The organism is Thermomonospora curvata DSM 43183 (genome assembly GCF_000024385.1).
In the GTDB taxonomy this organism is placed as follows: Bacteria; Actinomycetota; Actinomycetes; order Streptosporangiales; family Streptosporangiaceae; genus Thermomonospora; species Thermomonospora curvata.
This window is the reverse complement of record NC_013510.1, coordinates 1,789,463-1,815,162: the sequence shown is the minus strand read 5'-3', so window position 1 is coordinate 1,815,162 and position 25,700 is coordinate 1,789,463. Positions and strand designations below refer to the sequence as shown.

Below are 25,700 nucleotides of genomic sequence, written 5' to 3'. Positions count from 1 at the left end.
GGGCCGAAGCGAGCGGGGCAATAGCAGGTCCGAACAGGTGATCCGCCGTTCCGGCGGCCCGCGGCGCGTTTCGGCCCGGCACCGAGCACCACCGAAACCCGCCCCGGAGCCTCAGGTCACGTAGTGAAAGGCGCACCGCCGGCATGCCTTCGGTGGTCTTGCGGCCGGAAGACCGCAAGACCACCGAGGGCCTTTCAGGGCGGCGGGCCTGCGCCGCGCCCGGCAGTGCCGTCGCGTCCGGAGGGTTGAGGTTTCCCGCGCTCTCCGTTCAAGGCGGCGTTCTTCTCCTGTTCCGCGTAGGCGGCGGCGAGTTCCTCAGGGGTCATCTTCAGGCGGGCCTTCGATGGGGGGATGGCGGAGTCGATGACTTCGCGCAGGACGAGTGCCAGGGAATAGGCCGGGTCGGCCTCCATCGCGCGGTCGAGCGCGATGTTGGCCAGGCCGCCGTCGCCGGTGGTGTAGGCGGCGTAGGCCAGCAGGCACGCCGGGGCCGCGGCGTAGGGGGTCTCGACGCGGCGCAGCACGTCGCTCCAGAACGCGATGACCGAGGCGGGATCGTCCAGGTCCATGCGGACCCAGGCCTCATCGCGCACCCGCAAATTGGTGAGGAGGACGCCCAGCCAGGCGATCTCCTCGTCGGACGGCGGGCCGGCGCGGGAGGTCAGGTCGGCCAGCAGCGGGACGGCCTCCTCGACCATCCGGGCGCGGATCCGCTCCGGCGAATGGCCGGCGGCGGCCCACGACAGCAGGCGTTCTTCAGCCCGGTCGGTGGCCCGGCGCATGGCCTGCCGGGCGGGACCGGTGAGGGGGGCGATGGTGCGTTGCAGCTCGGACCGGTCGGCGTAGGCCACATGCCCGGCGAAGGTGGCCTCGGCCGCGATCACGCTGGCGGAGATGTCGTAGGCGGTGCCCTCCGGCGGGCAGCAGCCGGGGTCCCGGCACAGGTACGACCACCAGCGTCCATCGGCGACGCGCAAGGCCTCCTTGACGGTGATGCCGCGCTCGGCGAGGGCCCGCCGGGAGGCGTCGATGACGGGTGTGACGCGTTCGGCGGGGCCGTATCCGATCAGCAGGACCTGCCGGAAGCCGTTGCGGGACAGCAGCAGGCCGGCGCGTTCGGCCAGTCCCTCGCGCAGTTCGGCGGCACCGGACCGCGGTAAGTCGAACCGCATCGCGCACGTGCCGGCGGGGCCGTCGAAACCGATGGCGACCAGGCTGTCGGCGGGATGGAAGCCGAGCAGGTAGGGCACGACGGACACCGCATCGTGCGGTGACCGGATCTTCAACGCGGGCCGGTCGGTGCGGGCCATGGGCTCTTTCATGCCCTCGAGCCTGTCAGGCGGGCGGCCACGGCCGGGAGATCACTTGAAAATGTGGATAACCGTTCACGCCTTGGGCGCGGGGTGCCCGGCCGCTCGGGGAACGGCCGGGCGCCCCGCGCCGCGGCGAAGGCCCGTCCGCCGGTCAGGGAGTGAGAGTGAGGGTGTGCTCGGCGGCGCGGCGCACCGAGTCCGGGCGCGAGTACATGGGGATGGTCCGGCCGTCGGCCCACAGCCGGGCCTGGTCGTGGTAGTTGGCGTGGAAGGCGTGCCCGGAGGCGCCGGTCAGGTTGATCCAGCGGGAGCGGTCCAGGTCGCCCAGGTCGACGACCATCCGCATGGACGGCACCGAGGTGACCTCATAGCCCTCCTGGGCGTCCCACCCGGTGGAGTCGACGCTGCTCTCGGTGCCGGACGGCTTGAGCGGCCCGCGGTTGAACAGCCACTCGATGGGGGCGATCCCGGAGGTGCCGAAGGTGTCGTTGGTGAGCTTGAGCGTGTGCAGGTCGCCCCACCGCCAGCGGCGCGGGTCGTCGCCGAGCCTGCCGGTCAGCTCGGTGTGCGCGGCGCGGACGGCCCGGCGCAGGACGTCGTCGCGGGTCTCCTTGACGCCGGCGGTGCGCACATCGTCCCACCAGGGGTCGTCGGGGCGGTCCAGCAGCAGGCGGACGACCTCCGACCAGCGTTCCCCGCCGGAGGGGCGGGCCTGCTCGGGCAGCTCGTCGTTGAAGGTGCCGATGAGCAGGTGACGCCAGATGGCGTTGAAGTAGGCGGCGGGAGCCGAGTCGCGCGAGTGCTGGAAGTCCCAGCCGCGCAGCAGTTCCACATCGGGGCCGCCCACGCGCAGCAGGTGCGGCACCAGCACGGCCGCGAAGCCGTCGTAGCCGTCTTTTTGGATGCGGCTCATGGCGGCCTGGTCCACCTTCGGAGCGGCGGTGATCAGCTGCTGGATGCGGGCGGCGCGGTACCCGTAGGCCCAGTCCTTGGTGAGCAGGTGCCGGTACTGAGAGCCGATGACGGCGTTGTTGGCGGTGACGATGTACCCGGAGCGGGGGTTGTAGACGCTGGGCAGTTCATCGAAGTCGATGTAGCCGGTCCATTCGTACTCCCCGGTCCAGCCGGGCACCGGCCAGGTTCCATCGCCCTTGGCGCGGATCGGGATGCGGCCGGGCGCCTGGTAGCCGATGTTGCCGTCCACGTCGGCGTAGACGAGGTTCTGCGCGGGCACGTCGAAGAACCTGGCCGCCTCGCGGAACTCCTCCCAGTTGCGGGCGGAGTTCATCGCCACGATGGCGTCGGCGGTCGGGCGGGGCTCCAGCGCCACCCAGCGCAGCGCCACGGCCGTCCCCTCCCCGGCGATGGGTTCGATGTCCATGACGTCGGAGACGATCGGGCCGTGCCGGGTGGCGCGGACGGTGATCCGCACCGGGTCGGAGCCGGCGACCTTGATCTCCTCGACGCGGGTCTGCAGCGGCTCCCGGGAGCCCTTGTACTCGTAGGCGTCGCCGGTGATCTTCTCCAGGTACAGGTCGGCGACGTCCGGTCCCAAGTTGGTGAAGCCCCAGGCGATCCGGTCGTTGTGCCCGATGATCACGCCGGGGGTGCCGGAGAAGGTGAAGCCGGTGACGTCCAGGGGGCACTCTTCGGTGATCCGCCGGCAGTGCAGCCCCGCCTGGTACCAGATGGACGGCATGTGCGGTGCCAGGTGCGGGTCGTTGGCCAGCAGCGGCTTGCCGGTGGTGGTGCGGCTGCCGGCGACCACCCAGGAGTTGGAGCCGATGCCCGGCGCCCCGTTGCCCATCAGGGACGGCATCGCGCGCAGCGCCCTTGCCAGACGCTCCAGCGCCGGCGCCGCGTCCGCCCCGGGCGTCTCATCACCTGAAGCTTCCCGCGGAGCGTTCTCCAGGGCGGGGACGGTGGCGCGGGCGCGGGGGGAGGCGGCCGGCGCGGCGTCGCCCGAGGGGCGGAACTCGCCGTCTTCGACCTCGCCGCCTGCGACGATGACCGGGAAGCGGTCGTGGTCGTAGTCCGGGAAGAGCTGCTCGACCCGGGACTTGGGGACCTTGGTGGCGGCCAGGGCGCGTTCCAGTTCCTCTTCCAGGTTGGAGCGCAGGTCCCAGGCCATCGCCTTCAGCCAGGCCACCGAGTCGGCCGGGGTCCACGGCTCGGGGGTGTAGCCGGAGCGCTGAAAGCCCAAGACGGCGTATTCCAGGCTCTGCGTGGCGGTGTCGGGGTGCTCTCTCAGCCAGGCGTTGACGCCTTGGGCGTAGGCCTCCAGGTAGCGCCTGGTCCGGGGCGACAGCAGGGCGAGTTCCTGTTCGGCCACTCGCCGCCATCCCAGCGTCCGCACGAACTTGTCGGTGTCGACGGTGGTCTCGCCGAACAGTTCCGACAGGCGCCCGGAGGTGATGTGCCGGCGGAAATCCATCTCCCAGAAACGGTCTTGGGCGTGCACATAACCCTGGGCGCGCATCAGATCCTCACCGGTATCCGCATAGATGTGCGGAATACCCCATTTATCCCGATAGACGGTGACGGCGGCGCGCAGGCCCGGCAGCCTGATCTCCCCGTCCATCCGGGGGAATGAGCGCCGCACCGTCCACACCGTCCACGCGGTGAGCAGCAGCACGAGCACCAGCAGGACCGCCAGGACGCGCACGGCCCAGCGGGCGGGCCCCGGCAGCGGGGCGAGGGGGGCGAACCGGGCCACTCAAGCTCCTTCCATCCAGAGGGTTTTCGCAGCTTAAAGCAGCAATGGTCGCGATAGTGCGGATTTGGAGACCGGCCGTGCCCGCGCCTCACATCACAGACGTCCTCACTCGCCCATGGCTCATGTTGTGAGATTCTTGGTCTTACGGTGACTACGATGCGTGAACGGGAAAAGGTCCTCGATGGCGAGTGAACTGGATCCGCCGGCAGCCGAGCATTTGCGGTCGGTGGCGGCGGCCGTGTACCGGGAGGCTCCCTCCGGCTGGCTGTCCGCGACCCTGAGCTGCGTCGTGACGCCCATCTCGGTGAGCCGGCGGCTGGTTTACCACCGTCCGGAGGGCCCGGTGAACGACCGTCTGTTCGACCTGCCCCTCGACCCGTTCCACTCCCTCTGCCGGCGCGGCGGCGCCGGGCAGGCGCACGTGGACCTGACCGTGCAGTCCTCCGGCGACTACCAGGCGCTCGTCATCTGGCCCGGCGAGCACGGCCCGTTCTCCGGCTTTCGCAGCCACCTGTATCTCCTCGACCCCGGCGCCGATCCTTTGCAGCCCGGCGATGAGGAGGACGGTCCGGCCGACGCCTCCCCCGCCGGGGACCCGCAGGAGGCCGTCCATCTGCTGCGCGAGGTCATGCGGATCAAGTACGAGATCCTCGGCCGCACCGAGCCGCCGCGCCCGCCCGCCTCCACCGCCATGCTGGAGCTGCTGCAGCAACGGTCCCCGGTGCCCCTGCCGGCCGACCTGCTGGCGCTCTACCGGGTGAGCGACGGCGGTCCGCTGACATTCGACGACTATGAGTGGCTGTCTTTGAGCGAGCTGGTCGGTCCCGAAGGCTCCGGGGGCCGGCTGGAAGACGGCCGGTACAACCGGCCGGGCTGGGAGACGGGCTGGAACCACACCGTCTTGGAGACCGACCCGCTGCGAAGGGTGCGCCGGGTGACCGGGCACCTCGGCTGGATCCCGTTCGCGCACGACGGCGGCGGCAACTACCTGGCCGTCGACATGGCCCCGGGTCCGGGGGGCAGGCCGGGACAGGTCATCGAGATGGGCCGCGACTACGACGACGGCGCCCTGTACCGGGCCGACTCGGTCACCGGCCTGCTGCGCATGGAGCTGAAAACGCTCAAACGAGGTGACTATGAGGCCCCGGAGGAGGACTACGTAGAGCTGTTCGGGCCCGAATGGGAGCAGCCGGCCGACCGCTACGCCTGGCAACGCCGCATCGACGCCCGCCGAGCGACCCTGGCCTCGGTCGGCCCGGAGGTGCAGCGGCTCATCGTCCTGCACGGCACCGAGCTGGACCTGCGCCCGCTGCGCAACGCGCCCCGGCTCCGCGACATCACCCTGACCTGCCGGAACCCCGACCTGAGCGTGCTGCGGGAACTGCCGGTGGAGAACCTTGAGCTGAGGGTGGACACGGTGGACCTGACACCGCTGACCGGCCACCCCACCTTGCGCACCGTCGTCTTGACCACCGAACAGCCGGTGCGCATCGCCCCGCTGAGCACGCTGCCCAAGCTGTACGGCCTGGACCTGGCCGAAGCCGCCGTCGGCGATCTGGAGCACCTGGCCGGCGCGACGACGCCGCGTTTCCTCATGCTGGCCCTGGAGCAGTGGCAGGAGCTGCGCAAACGCACCGACCGGCCGCCTGCGCCGGCCGTCGCCGCCCTGGCCGGCGACACGGTGAGGCACCAGACGGCCCTGGAGTGGGCGGCCGGTTTCCCCCGCTTCCGGCCTCCCGCCGTGGCCCGGCTCACCGGCCGGCTGGAGCCGTGAGGCCGCATCGCCACCGCGGGCGGGGTAGCGTTGGCCGACATGCCGTCCGCTGATCCGCCCGGCGAGGTCCGCCTCCCGGACACCGCCGCCCTGCTGGCCGCCGCGGTCAAAGCGATCGGGGGAACCGAACGTCCCGGCCAGGTGCGAATGGCCGAAGCGGTCGCGCGGGCCATCGCCACCGGGGAGCACCTGGCCGCCCAGGCCGGGACCGGGACCGGCAAATCGCTGGCCTACCTGGTCCCGGCGATCCGGCACGCGGTGGCGGCCGACACCACGGTGGTGGTCTCCACCGCCACCATCGCGCTGCAGCGCCAGCTGGTGGACCGTGACCTGCCCCGCCTGGCCGAGGCGCTGCGGCCGCTGCTGGGGCAAGAGCCCCGGTTCGCCATCCTCAAGGGCCGCGGCAACTACCTGTGCCTGCACCGGGTGCACACCGGCGCCCCCGACGAGCCCGAGGACGCGGCGCTGTTCGACCCGCAGCAGCTGTCGGCGCTGGGCCGGCAGGTCAAGCGGCTGCACGAGTGGGCCGGGCAGACCGTCACCGGCGACCGCGACGAACTGGTGCCCGGGGTGAGCGAGCAGGCGTGGCGGCAGGTGTCGGTGAGCGCCCGCGAATGCCTGGGCGCCCAGCGCTGCCCGCACGGGGAGTCCTGCTTCGCCGAGCAGGCCCGGGCCGAGGCGGGCCAAGCGCACATCGTGGTCACCAACCACGCCCTGCTGGCGATCGACGCCCTGGAAGGACGCCAGGTGCTGCCCGAGCACGACGTGGTGATCGTGGACGAGGCGCACGAGCTGGTGGACCGGGTCACCGCGGCGGGCTCCGGGGCGCTCAGCGGCCCGGCCGCCGAGACCGCCGCCCGCCGCTGCGGCCGGCTCATCGAAGAGGGCGTGGCCGACCGGCTGAAGGAGGCGGCCGAGAAGCTGGCGGCGCTGCTGGAGGACCTGTCGGCCGGGCGGCTGGACGTGCTGCCGGAACCGCTGGGCCGGGCGCTGGCCGCGCTGCGGGACGCCGCGCACGCCTGCCTGACCGCGCTCGGCTCCGACCGCGCAGACGACCCGGCCGCCTTGGCGGCCCGCAGAGCCGTCCGCTCGACGGTGGAGGAGCTGCACGACACCGCGGTGCGGATGCTGGAGTCCTTCGAACCGCAGCTCGCCGCGCGCTCCGATGTGGTCTGGCTCGACAAGCCGCTCACCGGTCCCGCGGCACCGGACGGCCCCCGCCGCCCGCCGACCCTGCACATCGCCCCCATCAGCGTCGGCGGCCTGCTGCGCACGGCGCTCTTCGGCACCCGCACCACCATCTTGACCTCGGCCACCCTCACCCTGGGCGGCTCGTTCGAGCCCTTGGCCCGCCAGTGGGGCCTGCCTCCTTTGAGCTCCGCGCAGGCCCCGGCGGCGAACCGCGCCGGCGGCCGCGGGCCGGCGGACCTTGCACCGCCTGCGGGCCACCGCTCCGGGGACGTCCGCGCCGCGAACCCGAGTCTCACCGACCACGGCCCGGCGGGCGGCTCACCCCACCCCGCCGCCCAGGGGTCCGAGAACGGCCACCCGGCGGCAGGACACGCCGCCGCATCACCGGGGCCGGGTGTCTGCGACTCCGTGGACGGCCGCCCGTCGGCGCGAGGGGGCGGGAAGCCGAATTCCAACGGTCACAGCCCGCCGCATGCCGCCCGCGGTCCCTCCCACGGATCCAACGACGGTCAAGCCGCAGATCCACGTTCCGGCGGTCACGGCCCGGCGGGTGACCCGTCCCGCTCGGCCGGGGCCGACGGCTCTTCCACAGAGTCCGGTCCCGGGGATGACCGCTCGCGGGCCGGCCGGGAGCCTGCGGACGTCGCAGCACGCCAGGCACGGCCCCAAGGCCCGGGCGACCCGTCCGGGGAGGGCGGTGAGCTGCGCTGGTCGGCGCTGGACGCCGGGTCGCCGTTCGACCACGCCAAGGCGGGCATCCTCTACGTCGCGCGGCACCTGCCGCAACCGGGGCGGGACGGGCTGCCGGAGGCCTACCTGACCGAGATCGCCGAGCTGATCGAAGCGGCCGGCGGGCGGACGCTGGGATTGTTCTCCTCGATGCGGGCGGCCCGGCAGGCCGCCGAGGAGCTGCGGGGACGTCTGGGCCACCCGCTGCTGTGCCAGGGCGAGGACGCCACCTCCCTGCTGGTCAAAAGGTTCGCCGAGGAGGAGCGGACCTGCCTGTTCGGCACGTTGTCGCTGTGGCAGGGGGTGGACGTGCCCGGCCCGTCCCTGCAATTGGTGATCATGGATCGGATCCCGTTCCCCCGCCCGGACGACCCGATCGCCTCGGCCCGGCAGCGGGCGGTGGCGGCCCGGGGCGGCAACGGCTTCATGGCGGTGGCGGCCACCCAGGCGGCGCTGCTGCTGGCGCAGGGCGCCGGGCGGCTGCTGCGCTCGGCCACCGACCGGGGCGTCGTGGCGATCCTCGACCCCCGCCTGGCGACCGCCCGCTACGGCGGGTTCCTCAGATCGTCGCTGCCCCCGTTCTGGACGACGACCGACCCGGCCGTGGTCCGCGGCGCCCTGCGGCGCCTGGACGCCGCGGTCTCCGCCGCCTGACCGTCCCGATGCGCACCGGCCCGTCCGCTCCCGCTGCCGCGGCCCTCCCCACCGAGTTCGAGAAGACACAGCGGGAGAGCGACACGCCGAGTACTATGGGGCGTTTTAACGGAGGTCCGTAACCCCCGGAAAAGGCTTTGACGCCCGCCGTTAGTCTGTCTCCCATGCAGGTCACCCAGTCGGAGAAGCTCGCCAACGTCTGCTACGACATCCGCGGCCCGGTCCTGAAGCGGGCCAAGGAGCTGGAGGCCGAGGGGCACCAGATCCTCAAGCTGCACATCGGCAACCCGGCCCCGTTCGGGTTCGAGGCCCCGCCGGAGATCCTCCAGGACGTCATCCGCAACCTGCCCGAGGCACACGGCTACAGCGACTCCAAGGGCATCCTGTCGGCCCGCCGCGCCATCGTGCAGCACTACGAGGAGCGGGGCTTTGAGGGCCTGGACGTCGAGGACGTCTACCTGGGCAACGGGGTCTCGGAGCTGATCACGATGACCCTGCAGGCGCTGCTGAACAACGGCGACGAGGTGCTGATCCCCGCACCGGACTACCCGCTGTGGACCGCCTCGGTGTGCCTGGGCGGCGGCACCCCGGTGCACTACCTGTGCGACGAGCAGGCCGGGTGGGCCCCGGACCTGGACGATGTGGAAGCCAAGATCACCGAGCGGACCAAGGCGCTGGTGATCATCAACCCCAACAACCCCACCGGCGCGGTCTACTCCCGCCAGGTGCTGGAGCGGCTGGCCGAGCTGGCCCGCCGGCACGGGCTGATCATCTTCTCCGACGAGATCTACGACCGGGTGCTCTACGACGGCGCCGAGCACATCTCGATCGCCACGCTCGCCCCCGACCTGCTGTGCCTGACCTTCGGCGGGCTGTCGAAGAACTACCGGGTGGCCGGTTTCCGCTCCGGCTGGGTGGTGCTGTCGGGCCCCAAGGAGCACGCCGAGTCCTACATCGAGGGCCTGGACATCCTGGCCAACATGCGGCTGTGCCCGAACGTGCCGGCCCAGCACGCCATCCAGGCCGCGCTCGGCGGCCACCAGAGCATCAACGAGCTGGTGCTGCCCACCGGGCGGCTGGGCGAGCAGCGCGACCGCGCCTGGAAGCTGCTCAACGAGATCCCCGGGGTGAGCTGCGTCAAGCCGCAGGGCGCGCTGTATGTGTTCCCGCGCCTGGACCCGGAGGTCTACCCGATCAAGGACGACATGCAGTTCGTCCTGGAGCTGCTGGAAGACCAGAAGCTGCTCGTCGTGCAGGGCACCGGCTTCAACTGGCCCGCCCACGACCACTTCCGCGTGGTCACCCTCCAGTACGCCGCCGAGCTGGAGGAGGCCATCACCCGCATCGGTACGTTCCTGACCACCCGCTACCCGTCCTGACGGAACCCGACGCAGGACGCACCCGCCGGGGCGGCCCGGGCCGCCCCGGCGTCGCTGTGCGGCTCCCCGTTCCGTGCCGGCCGCCCTCGCAGGCCGTCCGGGAAGCTGAAACGGCCCGCCGTAAGCGCACGTCCCGCACCGCCCCGATTCCCGGGGCCTGCTTCCCTCTCGCGTCCGGCTCGGCCACCGCGTCATCCCCGAGGCGGACGCGCACCCGGTCCGCGCACCGCGCATCACCAGCGCGAACGCATGCACGAAATGTCCGATTGTGACCGGGGCAACATACAAGCAGGCTTGCTTGCTTGTATGTTGCACGCCTACCGTCGAAGGCGTGTCAGTCAACGGTCGCCGGCGATACCACCGCAGGCACACCAGCCGCAGAACCCAGGAAGAGCGCCGGTCCGCCACCCAGGCCCGGCTGCTGGACGCCACCGCGGAGGCGCTGGCGGACCTGGGGTGGGCGGGCCTGTCCACCACCGAGGTCTCCCGCCGGGCGGGAGTGTCCCGGGGCGCCCAGCAGCACCACTACCCCACCAAGATGTCGCTGGTCGCGGCGGCGCTGGAGCACCTGCTCAGCCGGCTGCGGGCCGAGTACGAACAGGCCTATGCGGAGCTGCCGGAGGAGCAGCGCAACATCGAAGGGGCGCTGGACCTGTTCTGGGAGATGCTGCGCCAGCCCCCGGCCATCGCGCTGCTGGAGCTGGCGCTGGCCGGCCGCACCGACGAATCCCTGCGTGACCTCAGCGCCGACCTCCACGAGCGCGTGATCGTGATCATCAAAGAGGTCTTCCACGAGCTGTTCCCCGAAAGCCTGCCCCCCGAGATCGTCGACACCACCATCCGCGGGCTGTTCGCCCTGCTGGTGGGGCTGTCGATCCAGAACTCCCTGGACAACGACGTCCACGGGCACCAGGCGGCCGTGCTGGCACTGGTCAAGGACATCGCCCACATGCTCATCCCCGACGACAAGGAAACCCGCTCATGACCAAGACCCCCACCCAGCTGGCCGAGGAGATCAAGGAACAGGTCACCGACCGCAAGTCGTACCTGGGCGTGATCGAACGCCTCAGCAAGGCCTCGGTGGAAAAACACTGGGAGGCCTACGCCGACATCCCCTGGGAGGACCCCGACTACCGGGTGGAGCGCCACGACCCGCGCTGGATCCTGGCCCCTGAGGTGGACCCGCTGGGCGGCACCGAGTGGTACAAGTCGCAGCCGGCGGAGATCCAGGCCGAGATCGGCCTGTGGCGGGTGGCCACCGCGATGAAGGTGGGGCTGCAGTTTGAGAACCTGCTCAAGCGCGGCCTGCTGAACTACGCCTACTGGCTGCCCAACGGGCGGGCGGAGTTCCGGTACGTCTACCACGAGACGACCGAGGAATGTCATCACGCGATGATGTTCCAGGAGTTCGTCAACCGCACCAAGCTGCCGATCCGCGGCATGCCGCGCTCCCTCAACCTGATCGCCCAGGCGACGCCGTGGATCCCGCTCATCAGCACCGAGCTGTTCTTCGTGTTCGTGCTCGGCGGTGAGGACCCGATCGACTACGTCCAGCGCAAGTCCCTCAAGGGCGGGCACGTCAAGCACCCGCTGCAAGAGACGATCATGAAGATCCACATCGCCGAGGAGGCCCGCCACATCTCCTTTGCGCGGCACTACCTCAAGCACCGGGTGCCGCAGCTGAGCCGCCTGCGCCGCCAGCTGCTCGGCCTCACCGCCCCGCTGATCCTGGCGCTGATGGCACGGATCATGCTGTGCCCGCCCGGCCCGATGGTCCGCTACTACGACATCCCCGAGGACGTGGTCAAGCAGGCCTACGGCAGCCCCGAGTTCAAAAAGCAGATCCGCGAGTGCGTGGGCAAGGTCCGTGACCTGCTGGCCGAGCTGGGCGTGATCAACCCGATCAACAAGCGGCTGTGGATCGCCCTGGGCATCTGGGACGAGCCGCGCGGACGCGCCGCCAAGGTGTGACAACCCTGCGGGCCCGCTGCAGCCGTTGCAGCGGGCCCGTCTCGTCTTCGCCTCCGGCCACAAGAGGTCATGAAGATGTCACGAAATTAGAAAAGCAACACGCTCGGCATCGAGCACATACCACCCCGTATACTCCCCATGAGTAGACCGGCTGTCCAATAAAAGCAGCCGGACGTGCGGCTTGGAGCGGGGAACCAGTTCATGAAGATCGCGATCGTGACCGGGGGCGCCTCAGGCATCGGCCGCGCCATCGCCACCTCTCTGGTGGCCCGCGGCGACACCGTCGTGGTGGCCGACATCAACGAGCCCGGCGCCAAGCACGTCGCCGACAAGCTCAACACCCTCGGCCGGGGCCGCGCCATCGCCGCCGCCTTGGACGTCACCGACGCCGAGGCCGTCGAAACCCTCTACAAGGACGTCCACGCCGAGCACGGCCGGCTCGACCTGGTCTTCAACAACGCCGGCATCGCGATCGGCGGACTGGCCGAGGAGCTGACCCTCGACCACTGGAACCGGGCCATCGACATCAACCTCAAGGGCGTCGTCCACGGCGTGCAGGCCGCCTACCCCCTCATGCTGCGCCAGCGCTCCGGGCACATCGTCAACACCGCCTCGCTGGCCGGGCTGCTCCCCATGCCGATGGGCATCCCCTATACCGCCACCAAGCACGCGGTGGTCGGATTGTCACTGGCGCTGCGCGCCGAGGCGGCCGGCGTCGGCGTCAAGGTCAGCGTGGTCTGCCCCGGTTTCGTGGACACCCCGCTGCTGGCCAACATCAACCCCGGCCTGCCGGAGACCCCGATGAGCGGGGACGGCCGAACCCAGATCAAAAAGCAGGCCGGCGGTTTCTACACCCCCGAGCGGCTCGCCCGCGACATCATGCGCGGGGTGGCCCGCAACCAGGCGCTCATCGTCGCCCCCGCCTCGGGCCGGGCCATCTGGCGCGGCATGCGCCTGAGCCCCAGGACGGTCCTGCGCGTCGCCCAGTTCGCCGCCGCCCGCTACCGCCGCGAGCACCACGGCCGCTGAGCCCTGCGTCACCGCAGCGGCCACCTCGGCTAGGAGGTTTCTTCGCCTCCGCTCTCGACCGCCCGGCCGCCCTCTCTCTCACCGCCGATCGCCGCGGTGCTCACCCGGATGCGGGGGTAGTGCAGGTCGAACGCCGGGCGTTCAGACCTGATCCGCGGGATCGCCAGGAAGTTGTGCCGCGGCGGCGGGCAGGACGTGGCCCACTCCATCGAGTTCCCATAGCCCCACGGGTCGTCGATCTGCACCCGCTTGCCGTGCCGCGCGGTGCGGTAGACGTTGTACAGGAAGAACAGCGTGGAGGTCCCCAGCAGGAGCGCGCCCGCGCTGGAAACCCTGTTCAAGGCCAGGAACTCGGTCGGATAGTCGGCGTAACGGCGCGGCATGCCCTCGGCGCCCAGCCAGTGGTGCACCAGGAACGTGGTGTGGAACCCGATGAACAGGGTCCAAAAATGCCACTTGCCGAGCGTCTCGTTGAGCATCTTGCCGGTGAACTTCGGCCACCAGAAGTAGAACCCGGCGAACATCGCGAACACCACCGTGCCGAACACCACGTAGTGGAAGTGACCCACCACGAAGTAGGAGTCGTGCACGTGGAAGTCCATCGGCGGGGAGGCCAGGATCACCCCGGTCAGCCCGCCGAACAGGAAGGTCACCAGGAACCCGATCGACCACAGCATCGGCGTCTGCAACGTGATGCTGCCCCGCCACATGGTGCCGACCCAGTTGAAGAACTTCACCCCGGTCGGGATCGCGATCAGGAACGTCATGAACGAGAAGAACGGCAGCAGCACCTGGCCGGTGGTGAACATGTGGTGCGCCCACACCACCATCGACAGCCCGGTGATCGCGATCGTCGCCCCGACCATGCCGACGTAGCCGAACAGCGGCTTGCGGCTGAACACCGGGATGATCTCGGTGATGATCCCGAAGAACGGCAGCGCGATGATGTAGACCTCCGGGTGGCCGAAGAACCAGAACAGGTGCTGCCACAGCAGCGCGCCCCCGGTCGAGGCGTCGTAGATGTGGGCGCCCAGCCTGCGGTCGGCCATCAGCGCCAGCAGCGCCGCCGCCAGCACCGGGAACACCAGCAGCACCAGGATGCTGGTCAGCAGGGTGTTCCAGGTGAAGATCGGCATCCGGAACATCGTCATGCCGGGCGCCCGCATCCCCAGGATGGTGGTGATGAAGTTGACCGCGCCCAAGATGGTGCCCAGGCCCGACAGCGCCAGCCCCATGATCCACAGGTCCCCGCCGACCTCCGGTGAGAAGGTCTCGTTGCTCAAGGGGGTGTAGGCGGTCCAGCCGAAACTGGCCGCACCGGAGGAGGTGAGGAACCCCAGCATCACGATCGTGCCGCCGAACAGGAAGAACCAGTAGCTCAGCATGTTCATCCTCGGGAACGCCACGTCCGGCGCCCCGATCTGCAACGGCATGATCGCGTTCGCGAACCCGAAGAACAGCGGGGTGGCGAACAGCAGCATCATCACCGTGCCGTGGATGGTGAACAGCCGGTTGTACTGCTCGTTGGTGACGACCTGCAGCCCGGGATCGGCCAGCTCGGCGCGTATCACCAGCGCCATGACTCCGCCGATCAGGAAGAACACGAACGAGGTGATCAAGTACAGGTGCCCGATCACCTTGTGATCGGTCGAGGTGATCCAGGAGACGAGCTGCGAGCCCCGGCTACGCCGCACCGGCGGCGCCTCCGGCAACTGACGGCCGAGCAGAACCATGCTGGGCTCCTCGAGACGGGACCTCCTTGTCACCGCTGTACCTGTCCACTAACGGCGGGGTCCATGCACCGCACGGGACGAACGCCCACGTCAGCGCCGGTCAGACCGCACCTTCCGGACACCCCGGCAACGTCGCAGGCCCCAACCGCGAGATCCAACGCACGAAAACGAGCCCTCCCACCGGCCGGGTAGCGTGAGGGTGTGGAGAAGATCCTGGTCAGCAGTTGCCTGCTGGGCCGGCCGGTGCGCTACGACGGCCGCGATAAGCGGCGCGACGATGCGATCCTCCACCGCTGGCAGGCCGAAGGGCGCCTGGTGCCCTACTGTCCCGAGGTCGGCGGCGGACTGCCCGTCCCCCGCCGCCCCGCGGAGATCACCGGCCCCGGCGGCGGCCCGGCGGTCCTGGACGGCACCGCCCGCGTCCTCACCGACACCGGCCAGGACGTGACCGCGGCCTTCCTGGCCGGCGCCCAGCGCGCCCTGGAGGCGGCCCGGCGAGCAGGCGCCCGCCTGGCCATCCTTAAAGAATCCAGCCCATCCTGCGGCATCACCCGGATCTACGACGGCTCCTTCACCGGCCGGCTGTCCCCCGGCATCGGCGTCACCACGGCCCTCCTGGAACGCCACGGCATCACCGTCTTCAGCGAAAACGACCTCAACGCCGCAGCCGCCCACCTGCAACGCCTGGAATCCTCCCCACCATCACCCGAATCAACGAGCTGAGGTGATGTCAGTCTCCGTGTGGCGCGGCGTCTCTTGTCGAGGGGCGAGCTTCCATAGCGGCCGGTTCCGCCTCGTCCCGAGCCTGGGTGTACCGTTTCTTGATCGCACGGCGCCCGTCCCACTCCCTGCTTGCAGAAGACGGCTCGGCGAGTCTGCGCCGTGTCCTGTTCGGAGAGGCGCTGTGGCCGTTCGAGCTGTTGCGGGTGTTGCGCCAGGTCGAGGAGCGGGCGGTGGAGACTGGTCACGGGCTTGTTGGAGAGCGGCCCGCGGGTGCAGGTGGCCGGCAGTTCCCTGGCGGCCGGCATCGAGTCCTTGGTGCGCTGGGCCATCAGCCGAAAAGAACCCCGCTCCCTCACCCTTGTGGGGAGGCGGTGACCATGCTGACCCCCCACCTCACCCGTCAGTCTGCCGAAGCGATGAGGGACCTCACCCCCACATGACACCGCCTCAAACCAAGCGGCAGAGCAAACAAAACCCAGCCTGAATCGGGGATCGGCACACCAACCCGCCCCCCCTCGCCCAACAACACAAAAAAAGGGGGGACCCCCGGTCCCCGTGCTTCCCGGAACCCGCCCCTCTCAACCCCGCTCAGGAGCAGAAACCCACCCCGCCCACCCAGTCGCAGACCCGCCCTCTGGGCTCTCCGAACACACCCCCGACCCTTTCAACCCCACCTGAAAACCGGGGACGGCACACCACCCCACACCCCAACAAAACAAAAAAGAGGGACCCCCGGTCCCCATGCTTCCCGGAACCCGTCCCTCTCACCCCCGCTCAGGAGCCGAAAACCCACCCCCACGGGCCCAACAAAAAGAAAAGAGGGAGCCCCGCCCCCAACCCGGGACGAGACCCCCTCCTTTTTCAACGTGTGTGTTCCGGCGGTGACCTACTCTCCCACACAGTCTCCCATGCAGTACCATCGGCGCTGGAGGGCTTAACTACCGGGTTCGGAATGGGACCGGGTGTTTCCCCTCCGCCATAACCACCGGAACGCCCAACCCCCACCCCAACCCACCCAGGGGGCCGGCCACACCCTCCCCGTCCTCCGGGGAAGGGGCCAGGCCCACCGGCGGGCCGGTGAGGAAACCCATCATGGACGCTCCCCCCACCCCCATCAAAAAGGGGCGGGAAACCACACGCTCACACACTGTTCACTTATCAAACCACCCCGAAACCACCCCTTGCGCGGGTGTGTGCGGGGTTGTTTCCTGTGAACCACACAGGGACACGAACACCTGTTGACTGCCCAACCACCCAACGGTGTAGGCAAGCCACTCGGCTTATTAGTACCGGTCCACTCCACCCCTCACAGGGCTTCCATGCCCGGCCTATCAACCCAGTCATCTCCTGGGAGCCTTACCCCCACCCCGAAGGGCGGGGAGGGAGACCTCATCTCGGGGCAGGCTTCCCGCTTAGATGCTTTCAGCGGTTATCCCTCCCGAACGTAGCCAACCAGCCATGCCCCTGGCGGGACAACTGGCACACCAGAGGTTCGTCCGTCCCGGTCCTCTCGTACTAGGGACAGCCCCCCATCAAGTCTCCTACGCGCGCAGCGGATAGGGACCGAACTGTCTCGCGACGTTCTAAACCCAGCTCGCGTGCCGCTTTAATGGGCGAACAGCCCAACCCTTGGGACCTACTCCAGCCCCAGGATGCGACGAGCCGACATCGAGGTGCCAAACCATCCCGTCGATATGGACTCTTGGGGAAGATCAGCCTGTTATCCCCGGGGTACCTTTTAGCCGTTGAGCGACACCCCTTCCACACGGAGATGCCGGATCACTAGGCCCTGCTTTCGCACCTGCTCGACACGTCCGTCTCACAGTCAAGCTCCCTTGTGCCCTTGCACTCACCACCTGATGACCAACCAGGCTGAGGGAACCTTTGGGCGCCTCCGTTACCCTTTAGGAGGCAACCGCCCCAGTTAAACTACCCACCAGGCACTGTCCCCCACCCGGATCCACGGGCGCGGGTTAGACGCTCGAAATGACCAGAGTGGTATTTCACCAACGACTCCACCCGAACTAGCGTCCAGGCTTCACAGTCTCCCACCTATCCTACACAAGCCACCTCAAACGCCAATACCAAGCTGTAGTGAAGGTCCCGGGGTCTTTCCGTCCTGCTGCGCGAAACGAGCATCTTTACTCGTACTGCAATTTCGCCGGGCCTGTGGTTGAGACAGCGGGGAAGTCGTTACGCCATTCGTGCAGGTCGGAACTTACCCGACAAGGAATTTCGCTACCTTAGGATGGTTATAGTTACCACCGCCGTTTACCGGCGCTTAGATTCTCACCTTCACCCCCGAAGGGGTTAAGCGGTCCTCTTAACGTTCCGGCACCGGGCAGGCGTCAGTCCGTATACAGCGTCTTACGACTTCGCACGGACCTGTGTTTTTAGTAAACAGTCGCTTCCCCCTGGCCACTGCGACCCCACCCAGCTCCCCCAGCACGTGGGTTCACCAGACAGGGCCCCCCTTCTCCCAAAGTTACGGGGGCAATTTGCCGAGTTCCTTAACCACAGTTCACCCGAACGCCTCGGTATTCTCTACCTGACCACCTGAGTCGGTTTAGGGTACGGGCCGCCGGCATGCTCGCTAGAGGCTTTTCTCGGCAGCATGGGATCACTCACTTCGCCTAAAACGGCTCGGCATCGCACCTCACCCTCAATGCGCGGCGGATTTGCCTACCGCGCGGGCCACATGCTTACCCCAGGACAACCACCGCCTGGGCTGAGCTACCCTCCTGCGTCACCCCATCGCTTACCTACTACCCCGTCGGGTCCCAGCCTCCCCGCAAACACCCACGACCCGAAGGTCGCAGGGGCGGTTCGGGTGGTTAGCATCCGGAGGTTCGATATGGGCGCATACCAGCGGGTACGGGAATATCAACCCGTTGCCCATCGACTACGCCTCACGGCCTCGCCTTAGGTCCCGACTTACCCTGGGCGGAACAGCCTGCCCCAGGAACCCTTAGTCATCCGGCGCACACGATTCTCACGTGTGACTCGCTACTCATGCCTGCATTCTCACTCCCGCAGCCTCCACCACTCGATCCCTCGGCGGCTTCACCGGCTACAGGACGCTCCCCTACCCACCCCGCGCCCTCCCAAGGAGAACACGAGATGCCACGGCTTCGGCGGTGTGCTTGAGCCCCGCTACATTGTCGGCGCGGAATCACTTGACCAGTGAGCTATTACGCACTCTTTCAAGGATGGCTGCTTCTAAGCCAACCTCCTGGTTGTCACGGCAACTCCACATCCTTTACCACTTAGCACACGCTTCGGGGCCTTAGCCGATGATCTGGGCTGTTTCCCTCTCGACCACGAAGCTTATCCCCCGCAGTCTCACTGCCGCGCTCAACTTACCGGCATTCGGAGTTTGGCTGACTTCGGTAACCCGGTAAGGCCCCTAGGCCATCCAGTAGCTCTACCTCCGGCAAGCACCACGCGACGCTGCACCTAAATGCATTTCGGGGAGAACCAGCTATCACGGAGTTTGATTGGCCTTTCACCCCTAGCCACAGGTCATCCCCCAGGTTTTCAACCCTGGTGGGTTCGGGCCTCCACACCGTCTTACCGGCGCTTCACCCTGCCCATGGCTAGATCACCCCGCTTCGGGTCCACAGCATGCGACTCAAACGCCCTCTTCAGACTCGCTTTCGCTACGGCTACCCCACACGGGTTAACCTCGCCACACACCATGACTCGCAGGCTCATTCTTCAAAAGGCACGCCATCACCAACCCCACCAAAGGCAGGGCCAACGGCTCTGACGGCTTGTAGGCATACGGTTTCAGGTACTCTTTCACCACCCCTCACCGGGGCACTTTTCACCATTCCCTCACGGTACTAGTCCGCTATCGGTCACCAGGAAGTATTTAGCCTTACCACGTGGTCGTGGCAGATTCACACGGGATTCCACGGGCCCCGTGCTACTCGGGACAACGCCCGGGAGCCGCATGCGTTTCGCCTACCGGACTCTCACCGTCTACGGTCGACCATCCCAGATCGTTCGGCTACACACACGGTTTCTCACTCCCCGCCAGGCCGGCGGACCCAGCTGGGCGCTCCCACAACCCCGCACACGCAACCCCCGCCGGGTATCACACGCGCACGGTTTAGGCTCCTCCGCTTTCGCTCACCACTACTCACGGAATCACAATTTGTTTTCTCTTCCAGCGGGTACTGAGATGTTTCACTTCCCCGCGTTCCCACCAACCGCCCTATACATTCAGACGGCGGCGACACCCCATGACAGGTGCCAGGTTACCCCATTCGGAAATCCCCGGATCACAGCCTGGTTGCCGGCTCCCCGAGGCATATCGCAGGCTCCCACGTCCTTCATCGGCTCCTGGTGCCAAGGCATCCACCGTATGCCCTTACCAACTTACCAACACCAACCCCTCCACAAAAAAGGGAGGAAACAGGTGGTCGGGCAATCAACAGATGCTCGCGTCCACTATGCAGTTCACAAAAAACAACCGGACAACCACACCCACACACCCCACCACCAGGCAGAGCGCCAGGCACGTGGCCCCGAACAGTCCGAGAAAACCAACCCCCAAAGAGGCCCGTTTCCTCAGGACCCAACAGTGTGCCCAACCCACCCAAGCCCCCGACACCGGAGGTTCCACACCCCGAACCCCACCCCCCGCACAGGGAGAAGCAAGGCTCCGACCCCTCAGTCAAGAGGAGCCATCCGACACCGTCGGATGCGGGTAGTACTGACCGGGCAGCAACCCAGGCAGGTTGACTAGCCAGTGTTCCACGATTTGCGAGCACCGGTCCGAGGCACCCACGGCCCCGTAGACCGAAACCCTGAACCACACCAACACCACACAAGTGCCGGCAGGTTGGACAAGTGCTCCTTAGAAAGGAGGTGATCCAGCCGCACCTTCCGGTACGGCTACCTTGTTACGACTTCGTCCCAATCGCCAGCCCCACCTTCGACCGCTCCCCCCCTTACGGGTTAGGCCACGGGCTTCGGGTGTTGCCGACTTTCGTGACGTGACGGGCGGTGTGTACAAGGCCCGGGAACGTATTCACCGCAGCGTTGCTGATCTGCGATTACTAGCGACTCCGACTTCACGAAGTCGAGTTGCAGACTTCGATCCGAACTGAGACCGGCTTTTAGGGATTCGCTCCACCTCACGGTATCGCAGCCCTCTGTACCGGCCATTGTAGCATGTTTGCAGCCCAAGACATAAGGGGCATGATGACTTGACGTCGTCCCCACCTTCCTCCGAGTTGACCCCGGCGGTCTTCCATGAGTCCCCGGCATAACCCGCTGGCAACATGGAACGAGGGTTGCGCTCGTTGCGGGACTTAACCCAACATCTCACGACACGAGCTGACGACAGCCATGCACCACCTGTCACCCGCCCCCGAAGGGACCCTGCATCTCTGCAGGTTTTCGGGTGATGTCAAGCCTTGGTAAGGTTCTTCGCGTTGCGTCGAATTAAGCAACATGCTCCGCCGCTTGTGCGGGCCCCCGTCAATTCCTTTGAGTTTTAGCCTTGCGGCCGTACTCCCCAGGCGGGGCGCTTAATGCGTTAGCTACGGCGCGGAATCCGTGGAAGAACCCCACACCTAGCGCCCAACGTTTACGGCGTGGACTACCAGGGTATCTAATCCTGTTCGCTCCCCACGCTTTCGCTCCTCAGCGTCAGAACAGGCCCAGAGCACCGCCTTCGCCACCGGTGTTCCTCCCGATATCTGCGCATTTCACCGCTACACCGGGAATTCCATGCTCCCCTACCTGCCTCTAGCCTGCCCGTATCCACCGCAAACCCACGGTTAAGCCGTGGGCTTTCACGACAGACGCGACAAGCCGCCTACGAGCTCTTTACGCCCAATAATTCCGGACAACGCTCGCGCCCTACGTATTACCGCGGCTGCTGGCACGTAGTTAGCCGGCGCTTCTTCTGCACCTACCGTCCAAACTTCGTCGGTGCTGAAAGGGGTTTACAACCCGAAGGCCTTCATCCCCCACGCGGCGTCGCTGCGTCAGGCTTTCGCCCATTGCGCAAGATTCCCCACTGCTGCCTCCCGTAGGAGTCTGGGCCGTGTCTCAGTCCCAGTGTGGCCGGTCGCCCTCTCAGGCCGGCTACCCGTCGTCGCCTTGGTAGGCCGTCACCCCACCAACAAGCTGATAGGCCGCGAGCCCATCCCCGACCGAACCCCCAAAAAGAGGGAACTTTCCACCCCCCACCATGCGACAGGAGGTGAATATCCGGTATTAGACCCAGTTTCCCAGGCTTATCCCAGAGTCGAGGGCAGGTTACTCACGTGTTACTCACCCGTTCGCCGCTCGAGTACCCCCGAAGGGGCCTTTCCGCTCGACTTGCATGTGTTAAGCACGCCGCCAGCGTTCGTCCTGAGCCAGGATCAAACTCTCCACCAAAGGCCACACACCCACCCGGCACAAACACCAGGTGAGCCAAACCTTCAGACGAGATCAAACGATCCCAACAACATCATCCTCTGACGAGGAACCACAACCCCCACCCACACCAGGCAGAGGCTGACACAAGGCACTGGCTTTTGACACACTGTTGAGTTCTCAAGAAACGGACACCCACCGGACCAGCGACCCGCAACCACGGGCCCCGACCCCGGGGCAACCCTTCAACACTACCGGGATCCTAGCCCCAGTCAAGAGACCGATCAAATCGACCTCACCGACCAGGAACCTCGCCCAGCCCCACACCCACACCCGCCGACACAGCCGACGAGCCGCAACGATCAAAGACCGAACCCGGTGTGGGAGTCCCGTCGGGCCGGCCACCTCACCCGGTGTCCCGCATCCCGTCTGGGCTCGCCTCTCCAGGATACCCCCGCCCGAACACCCCGTCGAACGAGATTCCCCAGAGAGAACCCCCGCCTCGAGCCGACCGCCTCACTACCGGCGGCCCCGCTCCCCGGAGGGCACGAGAACTCTAAGCAAGATCAACACAAACGTCAAACCGGCCCCGGTAGGCACCGCCGGCCACCCCTGCCGGTCGCATCCCACTGGTCACTGCTCCGAGCTCTTGCCAGCGCCGCAACATGCGCCTCACTACCTCACAGTCTCCAGACAGGCTCCCAGGAAAGACCTCTAAGCCGTCAGCGCCCACCGGCCCCTGATCTGGTGAACGCTCCGGTCGTGGTCCCAGGGAGCTCCAAGCCCCGATAGGCAGGCAGCCAGTAGATCGGCCTGGAAAGACACTCACTCGGGCGTTGTCGTCCCGGTGCCTCCGCTCGGCCGGCACGGGCGAGGCTGACTCACTGGCCCGGAGACTCGGCTTCTTCCATCACGAAGTCGCGGAGCAGCTCGAAAGCCCGGTCCGGAGCCTCGCGGAAGACGCCGTGCCCGACCTCCGCTAGGACATGCAGTCGCACCGGGCAGCCGGTGAGCGCACCGGCGAGGCGTCGGGCCGCCGGTGCCGTGGCCACCGGGTCGTCCTCGCCCGCCAGGATGAGCGTGGGGCACCTCACCGCATGGAGCCGGTCCCAGGGGTCGAAGTCGGCCGCCAGGTGATGCCGGAAGTGTTCGAGGACATCGTGGTTCCAGCGGATGCGGCGCAGCCGGTCGGCGGCTTCGGGGTCGCCGTCTGGGCGGCGGGAGTAGAGGGGTAGGCAGACGCTCTCCCATTCCCGGCGGATTTCGTCGCCGGTCTCCCCCTCCCAGTAGCGCCGGGCCACCTCGCGGGCGCGCGGGCCACCAAGGCGTTCAAAGACCGCCAGGCGTTCTGCGGTGGGTCCGGGCATGACGCTGTCCAGCACCAGTTTGGACAACCTGTCCGGGTGGCGTAGCGCCGCCGTCAGCGCGACCCAGCCCCCGCTTGAAGTGCCGAGCAGGACGGGATCTGCGATCTCCAGGACGTCGCAGAAGGCGATGACGTCATCGGCCCAGCGTTCCCACGTCCATGAGCGGGCGTCGCCGCGGTCGGAGCGTCCGCTGCCCCGCTGGTCGAGGTAGATCACCTGGGCGAAGGCCGTGGCAGCGGTGAAGATCGGTTTGAAGAGCGTGTGGTCGGCGCCCGGCCCGCCGTGCAGCACGACGATCGTCGGGCGCTCTCGCATCGCCGGCCCGTCCGGGACGAGGTGAGGGCCGTCGACATCGAAGTAGAGCTTCACATCTCCCACTCGGACGCGCATCGCCCCATTTTGCGCCGGTGTGTTCCAAGGGGTGAGACAACGGCGCAAGAGTGGGGTGTTGGGTGAGTCCCGTTCGGACGCGGAGGCGCGGCACCCGATCGCACTCGCGTTCAGCCAGGTCGCCGGCCCTAAGCCTGTTCAACATGTGGCTTTGGAGGTTCGGGACGGGAACCTCAGCGGGGAAAGCCGACGCTTGCGAGGCTCATCCCGGGTCGACAACGACGAAGGCCACTGTGGGGAGCGTCACTGCCGCTGACCACAGTGGCCTTCGATTCAGGTGGAGCTATGGGGATTCGAACCCCAGACCTCCTCCATGCCATGGAGGCGCGCTACCAACTGCGCCATAGCCCCGTGCTCGTCGGTGGCCGGAAGATCCGCCGACTGCTGGAAGAGAGCTTAGTGCACTCGGCGAGTGAATCTGCACAGCGACCCCGATTGCGGGATCATTGATCAGCCTTGACCTGTGCGGCGTCGCCTCCTCGATGGCGCCCTGTCGGTCCTCCGGAGGTTCTGCGCATGCGGCGGCTGATCATCGCGCTCCTGGTGCTGCCCAGCACGTTCGGGCTGTCGTTGTGGACCGGCTTCGGCCCCTTCGACGATTGGGTGCACAACTGCCAGGTCCGGCAGCAGTACCTGGACCGCCTCGAGGCCATGCGGGTGGAGGTCAACAAGCTCCGCGTGGAGGGACGCTCCGAGAAGGAGATCGCCGAGATCATGGTCCCGCGGCACAACGAGGCCAAGGCCCTGGTGCGCACCAAGATGAAGGCCAAGGAGGTGGCCAAGCTGGAGGAGCGCAACCGGGCCCGCTACGGCGACCCGATGGGCCCCACGGTGGAGTGGATGCACGCCCAGCACGGCGGCAACTGGCACGAGGTCGTCGAGGCCACCTTGGACTCCAACAGGCTCTACGACCTGTCCTGCCTGCCCTGGTTCGACCTGTGACCCCGCCAGCCCGTCAAGCGTCCGATCTGGACTTCACGCTGCCCCCGGGGCCGGGACGGCGCGCCAAGAAGTGGCTCCTCCCCGATGGCCCGGGGGCGGTCCGGTCGATCTCGGTGGCCGAGGACGGCACCTGCGCGATCGCCTACGAGGCTCCCCGGCACGCGCCGGACTCCGACTGCGAGGTGCACGTACGGTCCGGTCCCGATCTGCAGGCACAGGTCGCCCGGTACGAGGCGTTGCGAGCGCCGGTGGCGCTCACCCGGGACGGCAGGCGCCTGGCCGCGGCGGAGACGGTCCCGCCCGGGTCGGAGCGGACCTCACCGTCCCCGGGCGTCCGGGTGATCGAGGTGGGGGACGGAACCGAGGGCGTGCACTGGCCTCTTCAGGCGCTTTTCGGCTGGACGCCCAGCGGCGAGACGCTGGTGGCGCTCACCCGTCGCCCCGGCATGCGCCCGCCGGTCATGTCCCCGGCGATTCCGCCGGCGGCGGTCGTGGACGACCTGCTCGGCCTGGAGCGGGACGCAAAGGCCCGTCTGGTGGCCGCTGACGTCGTGCGGGCAGAAGTGACCGCCCTGGACCGGCACCGGGTGCTGGGCGGCACCCTGTATCAGGGGGCGCAACTGGCGGTCACGGGCGATGGGGCGGTGGCCATCGTCCATACGTCCGATTACGGGGTGTACAGCCGCCTGGTGGGGTTCTCGGTGGCCACGGGCGAACTGGTGTGGTCTCAGCCTGCGCTCACCGAGAAAAAGCGCCTGTTCCGGGAGCCTTGCCGGGCGGCCGCCACCAGCCCGTGCGGCCGTTTGGCGGCGTTCGCCTCCGCTCCCGGCCCGCGCGGCCGGCTGGTGGTGCGCATCGCGGACAACGCCCTGCCCGAAGACGTCAATCTCACAGTCCTCGACACCGCCACCGGCCGGGTGGTGCTCGCCCTGGACACCCGTGAACTCGGCTCGGACAAAGCACCCAACGCCCTGTGCTTCCACCCCAGCGGCTGGCTCGCGGTGGGATTCGGAGACGGCCGGGTGGCCCATGTGACCATGACCGGTTCGTCCACCGTCTACCGGGCCGTCTCCCGCGCGATCTCCGCTCTCGCCTTCACATCGGATGGCGCCCGGCTGCTGGTGGGCGGTTCCGACCCCAGGGGGCTGTGCGCGGTGGAGCTGACAGCGGCCGAACGAAACCCGCTGGAGCAGTCTGCAAGGTAATTCCGAGGCCGGTCCGAAGGAGCGGGTCAGAAAGCCTCACAAGCCCTATCGCTCGCCCGCGGCGAAGAGGTCCTGTCCTAAGAACGGGTCGGTGCCCTTCGAGAACAACCGGGTTCCCGCCGAGCCGAAACCTTCAAGGTCCTGCGCACTCAGGGCCTTGTACCGACGTGTGAAGGCAAAACCCGGAGACCCAGGGGTCGTTCCCC

13 protein-coding genes, 1 tRNA gene and 3 rRNA genes are annotated in these 25,700 nt (G+C 67.9%); 9 read left to right on the top strand and 8 right to left on the bottom strand.

Annotated features, from left to right (window positions below; genetic code table 11):
* Nucleotides 1-194 precede the first annotated feature (194 nt).
* Nucleotides 195-1,322 carry a DUF4192 domain-containing protein gene (locus TCUR_RS07755; protein WP_012851929.1) on the bottom strand — a complete coding sequence of 376 codons (1,128 nt, stop codon included), beginning with the start codon at nucleotides 1,320-1,322 and terminating at the stop codon, nucleotides 195-197.
* A gap of 142 nt (nucleotides 1,323-1,464) precedes the next feature.
* The gene (locus TCUR_RS07750) at nucleotides 1,465-4,029 is read right to left on the bottom strand and encodes a penicillin acylase family protein (RefSeq protein WP_012851928.1); all 2,565 of its coding nucleotides are present in this window, start codon (nucleotides 4,027-4,029) and stop codon (nucleotides 1,465-1,467) included.
* 181 nt (nucleotides 4,030-4,210) lie between these two features.
* Here TCUR_RS07750 and TCUR_RS07745 point away from each other — a divergent pair, with 181 nt between their 5' ends.
* The 6 genes from TCUR_RS07745 (at nucleotide 4,211) to TCUR_RS07715 (ending at nucleotide 12,756) form a co-directional block, all read left to right on the top strand.
* Complete coding sequence (locus TCUR_RS07745) at nucleotides 4,211-5,803, top strand: SMI1/KNR4 family protein (protein ID WP_012851927.1); 1,593 nt, start codon at nucleotides 4,211-4,213, stop codon at nucleotides 5,801-5,803.
* A 39-nt stretch (nucleotides 5,804-5,842) separates the two neighbouring features.
* Nucleotides 5,843-8,377, top strand: a complete 2,535-nt coding sequence (locus TCUR_RS27855) for an ATP-dependent DNA helicase (protein ID WP_012851926.1) — start codon at nucleotides 5,843-5,845, stop codon at nucleotides 8,375-8,377.
* Between the two features lie 164 nt (nucleotides 8,378-8,541).
* A complete protein-coding gene (locus tag TCUR_RS07730; protein ID WP_012851925.1) occupies nucleotides 8,542-9,756 on the top strand; it encodes a pyridoxal phosphate-dependent aminotransferase in 1,215 nt (404 codons plus the stop codon).
* A gap of 331 nt (nucleotides 9,757-10,087) precedes the next feature.
* Complete coding sequence (locus TCUR_RS07725; RefSeq protein WP_245537006.1) at nucleotides 10,088-10,741, top strand: TetR/AcrR family transcriptional regulator; 654 nt, start codon at nucleotides 10,088-10,090, stop codon at nucleotides 10,739-10,741.
* Nucleotides 10,738-11,727: an AurF N-oxygenase family protein gene (locus TCUR_RS07720; protein ID WP_012851923.1), complete on the top strand. Its 990-nt coding sequence runs from the start codon at nucleotides 10,738-10,740 to the stop codon at nucleotides 11,725-11,727. The genes TCUR_RS07725 and TCUR_RS07720 overlap by 4 nt, the downstream gene beginning before the upstream one ends.
* Nucleotides 11,728-11,928: 201 nt before the next feature.
* Complete coding sequence (locus TCUR_RS07715) at nucleotides 11,929-12,756, top strand: SDR family NAD(P)-dependent oxidoreductase (protein ID WP_012851922.1); 828 nt, start codon at nucleotides 11,929-11,931, stop codon at nucleotides 12,754-12,756.
* Nucleotides 12,757-12,785: 29 nt separating this feature from the next.
* Here TCUR_RS07715 and ctaD read toward each other — a convergent pair whose 3' ends face one another.
* Nucleotides 12,786-14,489 (bottom strand): aa3-type cytochrome oxidase subunit I, encoded by a 1,704-nt coding sequence (ctaD, locus tag TCUR_RS07710; RefSeq protein WP_012851921.1) that lies wholly within the window; start codon nucleotides 14,487-14,489, stop codon nucleotides 12,786-12,788.
* A gap of 201 nt (nucleotides 14,490-14,690) precedes the next feature.
* On the opposite strand from ctaD, the gene TCUR_RS07705 reads away from it, so the two are divergent.
* Nucleotides 14,691-15,212 carry a 2-thiouracil desulfurase family protein gene (locus TCUR_RS07705; RefSeq protein WP_012851920.1) on the top strand — a complete coding sequence of 174 codons (522 nt, stop codon included), beginning with the start codon at nucleotides 14,691-14,693 and terminating at the stop codon, nucleotides 15,210-15,212.
* Nucleotides 15,213-16,085: 873 nt separating this feature from the next.
* On the opposite strand, the gene rrf is transcribed toward TCUR_RS07705, so the two are convergent.
* The 5 genes from rrf to TCUR_RS07680 all read right to left on the bottom strand — a co-directional run bounded on the left by rrf (nucleotide 16,086) and on the right by TCUR_RS07680 (nucleotide 23,698).
* A 5S ribosomal RNA gene (rrf, locus tag TCUR_RS07700) occupies nucleotides 16,086-16,202 on the bottom strand.
* A 272-nt stretch (nucleotides 16,203-16,474) separates the two neighbouring features.
* Nucleotides 16,475-19,601: ribosomal RNA gene (locus TCUR_RS07695) — 23S ribosomal RNA — on the bottom strand.
* Nucleotides 19,602-20,080: 479 nt separating this feature from the next.
* A 16S ribosomal RNA gene (locus TCUR_RS07690) occupies nucleotides 20,081-21,611 on the bottom strand.
* Together the 16S, 23S and 5S rRNA genes form the textbook arrangement of a ribosomal RNA operon.
* Nucleotides 21,612-22,471: 860 nt before the next feature.
* On the bottom strand, nucleotides 22,472-23,347 hold the full coding sequence (locus tag TCUR_RS07685; RefSeq protein ID WP_041439411.1) for an alpha/beta fold hydrolase: 876 nt from the start codon (nucleotides 23,345-23,347) through the stop codon (nucleotides 22,472-22,474).
* Nucleotides 23,348-23,625: 278 nt separating this feature from the next.
* Nucleotides 23,626-23,698 (bottom strand) — tRNA-Ala (locus tag TCUR_RS07680).
* A 165-nt stretch (nucleotides 23,699-23,863) separates the two neighbouring features.
* On the opposite strand from TCUR_RS07680, the gene TCUR_RS24800 reads away from it, so the two are divergent.
* Nucleotides 23,864-24,289 carry a hypothetical protein gene (locus tag TCUR_RS24800; RefSeq protein ID WP_012851918.1) on the top strand — a complete coding sequence of 142 codons (426 nt, stop codon included), beginning with the start codon at nucleotides 23,864-23,866 and terminating at the stop codon, nucleotides 24,287-24,289.
* A complete protein-coding gene (locus TCUR_RS07670) occupies nucleotides 24,286-25,494 on the top strand; it encodes a WD40 repeat domain-containing protein (RefSeq protein ID WP_012851917.1) in 1,209 nt (402 codons plus the stop codon). Before TCUR_RS24800 ends, TCUR_RS07670 begins: the two co-directional genes overlap by 4 nt.
* Nucleotides 25,495-25,700: the final 206 nt, after the last annotated feature.

What these genes read in the sequence shown, in the direction of transcription:
- TCUR_RS07755 (WP_012851929.1), bottom strand. Translation starts at nt 1,322, where the DNA reads ATGAAAGAGCCCATGGCCCGCACCGACCGGCCCGCGTTGAAGATCCGG.
- TCUR_RS07745 (WP_012851927.1), top strand. Translation starts at nt 4,211, where the DNA reads ATGGCGAGTGAACTGGATCCGCCGGCAGCCGAGCATTTGCGGTCGGTG.
- TCUR_RS27855 (WP_012851926.1), top strand. Translation starts at nt 5,843, where the DNA reads ATGCCGTCCGCTGATCCGCCCGGCGAGGTCCGCCTCCCGGACACCGCC.
- TCUR_RS07730 (WP_012851925.1), top strand. Translation starts at nt 8,542, where the DNA reads ATGCAGGTCACCCAGTCGGAGAAGCTCGCCAACGTCTGCTACGACATC.
- TCUR_RS07720 (WP_012851923.1), top strand. Translation starts at nt 10,738, where the DNA reads ATGACCAAGACCCCCACCCAGCTGGCCGAGGAGATCAAGGAACAGGTC.
- TCUR_RS07715 (WP_012851922.1), top strand. Translation starts at nt 11,929, where the DNA reads ATGAAGATCGCGATCGTGACCGGGGGCGCCTCAGGCATCGGCCGCGCC.
- ctaD (WP_012851921.1), bottom strand. Translation starts at nt 14,489, where the DNA reads ATGGTTCTGCTCGGCCGTCAGTTGCCGGAGGCGCCGCCGGTGCGGCGT.
- TCUR_RS07685 (WP_041439411.1), bottom strand. Translation starts at nt 23,347, where the DNA reads ATGCGCGTCCGAGTGGGAGATGTGAAGCTCTACTTCGATGTCGACGGC.
- TCUR_RS24800 (WP_012851918.1), top strand. Translation starts at nt 23,864, where the DNA reads ATGCGGCGGCTGATCATCGCGCTCCTGGTGCTGCCCAGCACGTTCGGG.